The sequence below is a fragment of the Enterobacter sp. ZOR0014 genome (assembly GCF_000798855.1).
Taxonomy (GTDB): domain Bacteria; phylum Pseudomonadota; class Gammaproteobacteria; order Enterobacterales; family Enterobacteriaceae; genus Enterobacter; species Enterobacter kobei.
Genome location: NZ_JTLF01000338.1, coordinates 1 through 301, shown reverse-complemented (window position 1 = coordinate 301; position 301 = coordinate 1). Strand labels below are relative to the sequence as shown.

Here is a 301-nt window from a genome sequence, read left to right as displayed (position 1 = left end):
ACGGCAGGCCGTGGACGCGGGAGCTTCCCCCTCCGCCGGTATTGCCACCTAATGGTCCTCTGGAGAAAATCTCAGGGAAACTGGAGTCTTTCCGCTATGAAAGATTCAGGGAATATTTTGATGCAGATGCCTACCCGAGCCACTCTGTGCCGGAGATAACTGATGGGCAGCGAGGTACGGCTGCCGCTGCAGCGATTTTTGCAGGCAGCCCCGGGCTCGGTGCTGTCATGATGGCAGAAAGCGAATCTTCGAATAATTCGGCGGAATATGTGCAGGGGATGATTAATGGTCAGCCATTCCG

General features: G+C 55.5%; 1 pseudogene. It reads left to right on the top strand.

The features are described 5' to 3' along the window. Positions 1 to 301: pseudogene (locus L977_RS25090) on the top strand (hypothetical protein); the annotation flags it as partial.